At 31.6% G+C, this 10,396-nt stretch carries 6 protein-coding genes; 4 read left to right on the top strand and 2 right to left on the bottom strand.

The features are described 5' to 3' along the window. Positions 1 to 17: 17 nt before the first annotated feature. Positions 18 to 866, bottom strand: a complete 849-nt coding sequence (locus RH98_RS08680; RefSeq protein WP_010253103.1) for a helix-turn-helix domain-containing protein — start codon at positions 864 to 866, stop codon at positions 18 to 20. Between the two features lie 700 nt (positions 867 to 1,566). Here RH98_RS08680 and RH98_RS08675 point away from each other — a divergent pair. Beyond that, positions 1,567 to 5,001 (top strand): methylmalonyl-CoA mutase family protein, encoded by a 3,435-nt coding sequence (locus RH98_RS08675; protein ID WP_010253101.1) that lies wholly within the window; start codon positions 1,567 to 1,569, stop codon positions 4,999 to 5,001. Between the two features lie 414 nt (positions 5,002 to 5,415). Here RH98_RS08675 and RH98_RS08670 read toward each other — a convergent pair whose 3' ends face one another. Then, on the bottom strand, positions 5,416 to 6,513 hold the full coding sequence (locus RH98_RS08670; protein ID WP_050996125.1) for a lipase family protein: 1,098 nt from the start codon (positions 6,511 to 6,513) through the stop codon (positions 5,416 to 5,418). Positions 6,514 to 6,625: 112 nt separating this feature from the next. Here RH98_RS08670 and RH98_RS08665 point away from each other — a divergent pair, with 112 nt between their 5' ends. The 3 genes from RH98_RS08665 (at position 6,626) to RH98_RS08655 (ending at position 10,375) form a co-directional block, all read left to right on the top strand. Then, positions 6,626 to 7,267: an HdeD family acid-resistance protein gene (locus RH98_RS08665; RefSeq protein ID WP_010253096.1), complete on the top strand. Its 642-nt coding sequence runs from the start codon at positions 6,626 to 6,628 to the stop codon at positions 7,265 to 7,267. A gap of 72 nt (positions 7,268 to 7,339) precedes the next feature. After that, positions 7,340 to 7,918, top strand: a complete 579-nt coding sequence (locus tag RH98_RS08660) for a hypothetical protein (protein WP_026038819.1) — start codon at positions 7,340 to 7,342, stop codon at positions 7,916 to 7,918. 270 nt (positions 7,919 to 8,188) lie between these two features. Beyond that, the gene (locus RH98_RS08655) at positions 8,189 to 10,375 is read left to right on the top strand and encodes a glutamine synthetase III family protein (protein ID WP_010253090.1); all 2,187 of its coding nucleotides are present in this window, start codon (positions 8,189 to 8,191) and stop codon (positions 10,373 to 10,375) included. Positions 10,376 to 10,396: the final 21 nt, after the last annotated feature.

Below are 10,396 nucleotides of genomic sequence, written 5' to 3'. Positions count from 1 at the left end.
TTTCAACTGCTCGTTTTTTAATTATTACTATTGTTATATCTAATAATTGGTAAATCTTCTAATGTTGGTATTTTGTGAATTAAGTTTTGCAACTCATTCCAATCTTTATATCCACATTCCTGTGCGATATCTTTAATTTCTAAATTAGTGAAGAATAATAATTCTAAACTTTTTATTAGTCTTTCTTTTTTGCAAAAACCTAAAAGTGTATCACCAAAATAATACATAAAATGGTTGTCTAACTCACTTTCTTCTATATTGTGTTTAGTACAGATGGTAGATAATGCATTTACACTACAGTCTTTAAGAGCAGTAAAATCATTTTGTATTTCCAGACAATTTTCTTTACTCTTTATTAATTTGAATGTTATATTTTCTTTTTCTATTTGTGGCTTAAAAAAGATACTGAAAATATTAAAAGTAATATTCTCACTATTATTATCTATATAGCAAGTTCCAGATACAAAAAAATTATTGATTGAGTCTGGAGTATTTTTATACAAAAACTTTTGATATTGATTACGTTGTTTAGTTTGTCTATATAATGGTAATTTTTTCTTGATATAATTAACAATTGTCTGATGGTTATTGTTATTAGTCAGATCAAGATTAAACCCTCTAATTAATTCATTATCTCTGTTAAAAGTTAAACATATATGGTCAATACTTTTTTTGTTATCCTGTAATAATGCGTAATTCAAGTAGTGAAAAGAATTAGCTAATACAGTAGTCATTGAAGTAAAGTAATTAAAGTAGAATTGTTCCCATGGCATACCAGATTGTTTGACTTTTAGGGGTACTTTTTCAAAATGATCAATAAAGTTGTCAACTTTATTGCATAATGAATCGAATAATTGTTGGTTCATAAGGTTGTTATTTTGGTTGTTAATCGGTTACAATTTAGTTAAAAAAAATAGTAATCAAAATAAAAATTACATTTAATGTAATTTTTGAAGTGTTTTTTTAATATGATTGTTATTTAGTGAGGTTAAAAATTGAATTATTGTTATATATGTGGTAGAGAAAATTGATATTTTAAGTTGCTTTTAATTATTGTTTTATGAATAACTCTATACTTATACTTGCTTTTTTTGTGAATATGACATTTTTGTCATCTCTCTACAGCTAATTAAGAAAGAATATTCGATAGTTGTTTTTTCTTAAAGTGAAATTTGAAAATTTCCTATTATAAATGTTTTTATCGGGAAGGCATAAGGAAGTTGAAAGTAGTTGTTTGGGAAAACTGCCTAGTTAGCGAAGAAATGCTACACTTTTCCCAATACTTATCGAATAAATACGTTATTAAATTATATAAGTTATTGGTATATAATTGTTTGTGTTTATTAAAGTGGAAGATAAAGGAAGAAAAGAGAAGTTTTAGGAAGAATAGGGAACTAAACCAAAAAGGCGTTTTTTAGTAAAAGTACCTTTGCGAAAGGTAGATATAATGGTAGTTGCAATAGCATTAATTAGAGCTAATTAATTTGTATATAGGTTAATTATGTATAAAAAATACTATATGAAAAATTATTTATTATATTGGCTTCTACTAAAAACTAAAAAATTATGAATAATATTAATGTCTATACACCTAAAAATAAGGTGCGTATAGTGACGGCTGCTGCATTGTTTGATGGACATGATGCTGCGATTAATATAATGAGGCGAATCATTCAAGCAACTGGATGTGAAGTAATTCACCTAGGACATGATAAGAGCGTAGAGGAGGTGGTAAATACAGCTATTCAAGAAGATGCGAATGCTATTGCAATGACTTCTTATCAAGGAGGGCACAATGAATATTTTAAGTATATGTATGATTTGTTGCAAGAGCGTGGAGCAGGACATATACGAATCGTAGGTGGAGGTGGAGGAGTGATTTTACCATCTGAGATCAAAGAATTAATGGATTATGGCATTACTCGTTTGTATTCACCTGATGATGGACGTGAGTTAGGATTACAAGGCATGATAAATGATATGGTTGAGAAGGCTGATTTTCCAACTTTAGATTTAAAACTGCCGGAGGGTAAAGATATTTATCAATCACTAGCAGATAAAGATATAACTACCATTTCCCGTCTCATTTCCCTTGCAGAGAATAGAGAAGAAGATTTTCTAAAACTATTTAAGTTTGACAGAGATAAGCATAAGAATACTCCTGTTCTTGGTATTACAGGAACAGGTGGAGCTGGTAAATCATCCATGGTAGATGAACTTGTACGCAGATTTCTAATAGATTTCCCTGATAAAACAGTAGCTTTAGTATCAGTAGATCCCTCTAAAAGAAAAACAGGAGGGGCTTTATTAGGCGATAGAATACGTATGAATTCGATAAATAACCCAAGGGTTTACATGCGTTCTCTAGCCACTAGACAATCCAATCTAGCACTTTCTCGCTATGTAGAAGAAACCTTGCAAGTACTTCAAGCAGCTAATTTTGATTTAATAATTTTAGAAACATCAGGAATTGGACAGTCAGATACTGAGATTTTAGATCACTCTGATACTTCGCTATATATTATGACGCCAGAGTTTGGTGCAGCTACACAATTGGAAAAAATTGATATGCTTGATTTTGCAGATATTGTAGCAATTAATAAGTTCGATAAAAGGGGTGCACTAGATGCGTTACGAGATGTAAAGAAACAATATCAGAGAAACCATAACTTATGGGAGGCTAATCCAGATGATATGCCTGTTTTCGGTACAATTGCTTCACAATTTAATGACCCAGGTACGAATGCTCTTTATCGAGCATTAATGGAGAAAATAGTAGAGAAAACAAATGCTGACTTAATAACAAATTTCACTATCACCAAAGAGATGAGTGAGAAGATATATGTGATTCCACCTAATCGTACACGATATCTTTCTGAAATTGCTGAGAATAACCGTAAGTATGATGAGAAAGTAGTATCACAAAGAGAAGTGGCGCAAAAGCTATTTGGTATTTATAAAACGCTTCAAAGTGTAATTGGCAAACTCCCTGAGATTGACAAGAGCGGTATTGCTGAAGAGAGTATTGTCACAAAGGATGAAGAAACAAAACTATTTGTGGGATTGTTAGTAAAGGAGTTCGACAAGGTTAAAATGGATTTAGACCCTTATAACTGGGAAGTAATTCTAAACTGGCAAGAGAAAGTAAATAAATATAAAAATTCTATTTATTCTTTTAAAGTTAGAGATAAAGAAATAAAGATAACGACACACACAGAAAGTTTATCTCATCTCCAAATTCCTAAAATAGCTTTGCCTAAGTACGAAGCTTGGGGAGATATTTTGCGATGGAGTTTACAAGAAAATGTACCTGGAGAGTTTCCTTTTACCTCTGGATTATATCCCTTTAAGAGAGAAGGAGAAGACCCTACGCGTATGTTTGCGGGAGAAGGGGGACCTGAACGTACTAATAGACGATTTCATTATGTATCTCTAGGAATGCCAGCAAAAAGATTATCTACTGCTTTTGACTCGGTTACTCTATATGGAAATGATCCAGGTTATCGCCCTGATATTTATGGTAAAATAGGTAATGCGGGTGTCTCTATTTGCTGTTTGGACGATGCTAAGAAACTTTATTCAGGTTTTAACTTAGCTCATCCATTAACTTCAGTATCGATGACGATTAATGGTCCAGCACCTATGCTATTAGGTTTTTTCTTAAATGCAGCTATAGATCAACAATGTGAATTATATATTAAAGAAAACGATTTAGTTCAAGAAGTAGAAGATAAGATTGCAAAGATATATAAGGATAAAGGAGTAGAGCGTCCTAAATACAATGGCGAATTACCGGAAGGTAATGATGGTTTAGGGTTATTGCTATTGGGAGTAACTGGAGATCAAGTGCTCCCAAAAGAGGTGTATCAGGAAATAAAGAAAAATACTTTAGCTCAAGTAAGAGGTACAGTACAAGCTGATATTCTAAAAGAAGATCAGGCACAAAATACTTGTATTTTCTCCACAGAGTTTGCACTTCGATTAATGGGTGATGTACAAGAGTATTTTATCAATAATAATGTGCGTAATTTCTACTCTGTATCCATTTCAGGTTATCACATTGCAGAGGCAGGTGCTAATCCTATCACACAATTAGCTTTCACATTAGCTAATGGGTTTACTTATGTGGAGTACTATTTAAGCAGAGGTATGGATATTAATGCTTTTGGTCCTAATCTCTCTTTTTTCTTTTCTAATGGTATTGATCCTGAATATGCTGTTATTGGTCGAGTGGCTAGGCGTATATGGGCAAAAGCTATGAAAGATAAATATGGAGCTAATGAACGGGCACAAATGCTGAAATACCATATCCAAACTTCAGGACGTTCATTACACGCACAAGAGATAGATTTTAATGATATTAGAACGACATTACAAGCATTATATGCCATATATGATAACTGTAATTCCTTGCATACGAATGCCTATGACGAGGCAATTACAACGCCGACAGAAGAGTCAGTACGAAGAGCAATGGCTATTCAATTGATTATTAATAAAGAATTAGGATTAGCTAAAAATGAAAACCCTATACAAGGGTCTTTTATCATAGAAGAACTTACAGATTTGGTAGAAGAGGCTGTTCTTACAGAGTTTGATCGTATAACAGAAAGAGGTGGAGTATTAGGTGCAATGGAAACAATGTATCAACGTTCTAAAATACAGGAAGAATCACTATACTATGAAACATTAAAACACAATGGTTCATTCCCTATTATTGGAGTAAATACTTTCTTGAGTTCTAAAGGCTCACCGACTGTTGTGCCAGCTGAAGTTATCCGTGCAACAGAGGAAGAGAAGTTGTTTCAAATCCATACAAAGGATAACCTTCACAAAATGAATGAAGAAATTGTGTCTGAAAAGCTGAAAGATATTCAAGAAATAGCAGTACAAAATAAGAATATATTTGAAGCATTAATGGATGCTTCAAAATACTGTACGTTAGGAGAGATTACCTCTGCATTGTTTGAAGTAGGAGGACAGTACAGAAGAAATATGTAGATGAAGATTGTATTTGTCTTTTTTTAATTTCTGTAGTTAATCAGTAAGGGTAGTTATACAATTTTTATAATGATTGTTGTTAAAATAGGGAAAATATTAAAAGAGCAGATGTGAATGTATTTGGGTTTTTATATGCCTTTTAAGTAATAATTTTATATAATGTAATTATTACAATTTTTTACCAACTATTTGTTAGTAGCAGAAAAAGATATGTATATTGCGAATGTTATTTGAAAACATAGAATGAAATTATATATTCAACATAGTAACTAACCCTAACCAAAACTATAGTTAAAACAATTTATTAAATTGATTGTTTGATAGAGAGATGGCCTAAATTGTCTCTTTATTCTTAAAAATAAAGCCGATAGTAGTAATACTGTCGGCTTTTTATTTAAAATATAAGGCTCTATTTTAATCTAAATACTTTTTTGCTAAAAATATATAGGCAGGTGGATTATGATGTGTCATTATAAAATCGGGAATATTAAATTCTTTTTGATATTCTTGATCATGTAATCCATCAAGTACAATTGGATTGCTGCATCTTGTGTAACCACTTTCAAAACGATATGTAGGTTCTTTTAACTCAGGCAATGATTTATTAATCTCTTTGAACACAAAATGACCTAGGTATTTTTTATACTTTTTCACAGACTTTACAGGTTTTCTCTCAATGCCACTAAATATAGTTTTGGCTATTATGCGTTTTGGCCAACTTATTTTCTTAAATGTACTTTTGAGTTCACTCTCAGAAAGTGGACTAATAGTATTGAAATCATAAAATGTTTGAGTAGTAGGGGGTACTTCTGGTACCCAATCTTGTGTATTTACAATGGAATAACTCCATAATTTTGTCATTTTTTCATATTGATATGCAAAATATAAATTACCAGGTTTTGGAACTGCCAACGCATATGTCTTTATATTCAAATCTAGTGGAAGAATATTTGCTTCTTTTTGTTGGTAGAAATAGGCTGTAATTAATGTTGCTATTGCAGCTCCTTGACTATGACCAGAAATAATGATATCCCTTGCCCCAGTATGGATAATACTATCTAATTTTGGTTTAATATCTTCTAAGAGGTATAAGGTGCTAATTGTCCACCCACTATGTACAGAAGCTCTGTCATCTGATGAGAACTTATAACTAACGATTTTATTATTCGCAATTTCTATTGAGCCATTTGCCGGAATCATTGCTGCATAATAATTTGCTAACCAGCTTAAAGTTGAGTTAATAGACCCTCTTATAGCTATTTCATATACATTGTTGTCAGAATTATAATATAATCCCCAAGCATTAGCTAACCCCATATCTTGTGAGCGATATAAGTTTTCGTAGTGTGTTAATGCTTTTAGTGAGTCTTTGCCAATGGGAGTATGTATATCCATCGCTAAAGTAAGACTGTTTATAATTTCATCTTTATTAGCTGCATCTTTTAATACCTGAGCGTTAATACTAATTGTAGCGAACATTAGTATAAAGACAAAAATGGACTTGAAATTCATAATACGTTGAAATTTTAAACCAAAATTACTATATTCTTTTAATAGTATATTTTAAAAAGGCATAATGTTTGATATTTTTTACGTAAATTTAATATGTTAAAAAAAAGTAGTTATGGCACAAACATTTTTTAAAAGTATCAAAAGAAGTATTAAAAACTGGTATATACCAGTTGTATTAGGGGTATTCTTTATTATTGCTGGAATTTATATTTTCAGTACACCTATTGCTTCTTATTTTTCTCTAGCAATATTATTTAGTACACTATTCTTGGTTTCAGGAATTTTTGAGATTGCATTTGCTATTTCGAATAAAGATGAGCTAGAAGGTTGGGGCTGGTTATTGTTTTCTGGTCTTGTTGATTTACTATTAGGTTCTATATTAATAGGTAGTCCTGAATTAAGTTTAAAATTCTTACCTATATATGTAGGTTTAGTTTTAATGTTTAGATCAATGAGAGGAATGGGACTAGCGTTTGATTTGAAACACTATGGAGCAAAAGGATGGGGAAGTTTATTGTTTTTAGGAATATTAGGATTAATATTCTCTTTTCTAATGGTAACTAATCTAGAATTCGGTGCATTTACAATTGTTTATTGGACAGCTTTTACTTTTGTAATGCTAGGTGTATTTAGTATTTTTTATGGTATTCAATTAAAAAACTTGAAGAACCATGCAGGAAAAATTAGTGAAGAATTGAAACAAAAATATGAAGCAATTCAAGAAGAGATTAAAAAAGAACTTAATAAGGAGTGATAAAAAAGTCTTAAATAATTCGCGCTTTATGAAAAAATGCCTATTTTTCGTTTTATAAAGAAGATTATAAGTATGAAAAAGTTTTTTGGAATTGCTCTTTTAATGGTTGGAGCATTATTTTTAGGTAGTTGTGAAGGATCAGATGGACCTCAAGGACCTCCGGGGCCTCCAGGAGTAGGAGAATTGCCACAAGTTTTTGAAACTAAGATTGATTTTAGTACTAATTTAGACGAAAATAAGGTCGTTAAGGAAGTTAAGAATCCTATAGAAGTATTTAAAGGAGATTATGTATTAGTTTATGTTCTTGAAGGAGCAACTAAAGATAATTTACCAATTTGGTCACCATTGCCAAAGAGATATTTTGTTACTGATGAGAGCACAAATAAAGAAGAAGAATTAGAATATAGTTTTAATTTTTCTGTTTATGATGTACAAATAGCTGCTAGTGCAACTACAAATCTTAGACTGTTTAATGGAGATGGAAAAGGTCATCCTGGATTTGTAAAAGATATGGTCTTTAGAATAATATATGTTCCAGGGGCTGATCCTAGAACAAAATCAAAATCAATAAAGAGTGATAAAAAAAGATTAACGTATGAAGAAGCTATTGTAAAATATAATCTTCAAGACGTAGAAGTAACAAAGTTGTAAGAACTTTTATAGTAGAAAAGCCTTTCTCATCTGAGAAAGGTTTTTTTTTTGGGGTCTAATTACTATTTTCTATAAAGTATTTTATTAGTTATATTTAATATTAAAGTGTTTTTATTTCATTAAGGCTCTTTTTTTAAGGGGGTGGTGTTAGTAAATAGTTGTTTTAAAAAAAATATTATTAAAAAATATAGGGGGTATTGTTATTTTTTGTTCATTTTAATTTACATTTGCATCATCAAACAAAGGGGGTGACCCCGAAAAACTATAATTATGTCAACATTTCGTTTTCGAGCAATTGAGAAAGCAGCTTCTAGAGAAGCTGTTAAGGTAGAAGAACTGGGTAGAAAATCATTAATTTTTGGCGACCATGTATTTAATGACAAGTCAATGCGTCAATTCTTAACTCCGGAAGCTTATCAAGCTGTAAAGAATGCACAGTTAGGAATTAAAATAGACCGCAAACTTGCTGAATACATAGCACTAGGGATGAAGGAGTGGGCGTTATCTAAAGGCGTTACTCATTATACTCACTGGTTTCAACCACTAACGGGTACAACAGCAGAAAAGCACGATGCTTTTTTTGAAACACAATTCGATGGTGATCCTGTCGAAAAGTTTAACGGTTCGCAATTAGTGCAGCAAGAACCTGATGCATCTAGTTTTCCTAATGGTGGAATTAGAAATACATTTGAAGCTAGAGGGTATACAGCTTGGGATCCTACATCACCTGCATTTATTTTTGGATCAACGCTTTGTATTCCAACTGTATTTATAGCCTATACAGGGGAAGCATTAGACAATAAGACTCCTTTGTTAAAAGCAATTAATGCAATAGACGATGCTGCAACTGAAGTAGCTCGTTATTTTGATAAAAATGTAAAGAAAGTTACACCTACACTTGGTTGGGAACAAGAATATTTTCTTGTAGATGCAGCATTAGCGGCTTCTCGTCCAGATATATTGACTACAGGTAGAACGCTTTTAGGACATACTGCAGCTAAAGGGCAACAATTAGATGATCACTACTTTGGTTCTATTCCTACGCGTGTTCTTAATTATATGCATGATTTAGAAAATCACTGTATTCTTTTGGGAATTCCAGTAAAGACTAGACATAATGAAGTAGCACCTAATCAGTTTGAGTTAGCACCAATATTTGAAGAAACTAACCTTGCAGTAGATCACAATTCATTATTAATGGATGTGATGAAAAAGGTAGCAGAGAAACATCACTTTAAAGTGTTATTCCATGAAAAACCTTTCAAAGGAGTAAATGGATCTGGTAAACACAATAACTGGTCTTTGGCAACAGATACTGGTATTAATTTGCTAAGTCCAAGTAAAACACCAAAAAGTAATTTACAATTCTTGACTTTCTTCATTAATGCAATTAAAGCGGTTAATGATAACGAAGAGTTATTAAGATCTTCTATAGCTTCTGCTAGTAATGATCACAGACTTGGAGCTAATGAAGCACCTCCAGCTATTGTGTCTGTATTTATTGGACAACAATTAACCAGAGTGCTACAAGAATTGAAAGAAGTAACAGATGGTAAATTATCACCAGAGGAAAAAACGGACTTAAAGCTAAATGTAGTTGGTAAAATTCCAGATGTATTACTTGATAATACAGATCGAAACAGAACATCTCCATTTGCATTTACAGGTAATAAGTTTGAATTCAGAGCTGTAGGGTCTACTGCTAACTGTGCTGGTCCTATGACTGTCTTAAATACTATTGTAGCAAAACAGTTAAAAGAATTTAAAGCGGAAGTAGATCAATTAATTGAGAAAGATGGCCTAAAGAAAGATGAAGCTATATTTAATGTATTAAGAGAGTATATTAAACAAAGTGAGCGCATTCTTTTTGAAGGAGATGGTTATAGCGAAGAATGGGAAAAAGAAGCTGCTAAAAGAGGGTTGAGTAATAACAAAACTACTCCCGAAGCATTAAAAGTAAAAATAGCACCTAAATCAATTGAAATATTCGAGGAAATGAATGTAATGACGCGTAAAGAAATTGAAGCGCGTTATGAAATTGAATTAGAAGAATATGTAAAACGTATTCAAATAGAGGGACGTGTATTAGGAGATATCGCAAGAAATCATGTAATACCTACAGCTATTAAATACCAAAATTTAGTTATTGATAATGTTAAAGGGCTTAAAGAGATATTTGGAGACAAAGATTTTGCAGATATTGCAGCCGAGCAACTACAAATTATCAAAAAGATTTCATACCATATAGCACAGATTAATGCTAAGGTAACTGAAATGACTAATCAAAGAAAAACAGCAAACCATATTGAAGATTTAGAACAACAGGCTCATGCTTATTGTTTTGATGTGAAACCTTATTTCGATGTGATTAGATATCACAGTGATAAATTAGAAGTATTGGTTGACAATGAAATATGGACTCTAACTAAGTATAGAGAACTGTTATTTACTAATTAGGATATACTTTATCACTATACA

The organism is Myroides injenensis M09-0166 (genome assembly GCF_000246945.1).
Classification (GTDB): Bacteria; Bacteroidota; Bacteroidia; order Flavobacteriales; family Flavobacteriaceae; genus Flavobacterium; species Flavobacterium injenense.
This window is presented reverse-complemented; position numbering and strand designations above follow the sequence as displayed.

Coding starts and splice junctions, on each gene's coding strand:
- RH98_RS08675 (WP_010253101.1), top strand. CDS start 1,567: ATGAATAATATTAATGTCTATACACCTAAAAATAAGGTGCGTATAGTG.
- RH98_RS08655 (WP_010253090.1), top strand. CDS start 8,189: ATGTCAACATTTCGTTTTCGAGCAATTGAGAAAGCAGCTTCTAGAGAA.
- RH98_RS08670 (WP_050996125.1), bottom strand. CDS start 6,513: ATGAATTTCAAGTCCATTTTTGTCTTTATACTAATGTTCGCTACAATT.
- RH98_RS08665 (WP_010253096.1), top strand. CDS start 6,626: ATGGCACAAACATTTTTTAAAAGTATCAAAAGAAGTATTAAAAACTGG.
- RH98_RS08660 (WP_026038819.1), top strand. CDS start 7,340: ATGAAAAAGTTTTTTGGAATTGCTCTTTTAATGGTTGGAGCATTATTT.
- RH98_RS08680 (WP_010253103.1), bottom strand. CDS start 866: ATGAACCAACAATTATTCGATTCATTATGCAATAAAGTTGACAACTTT.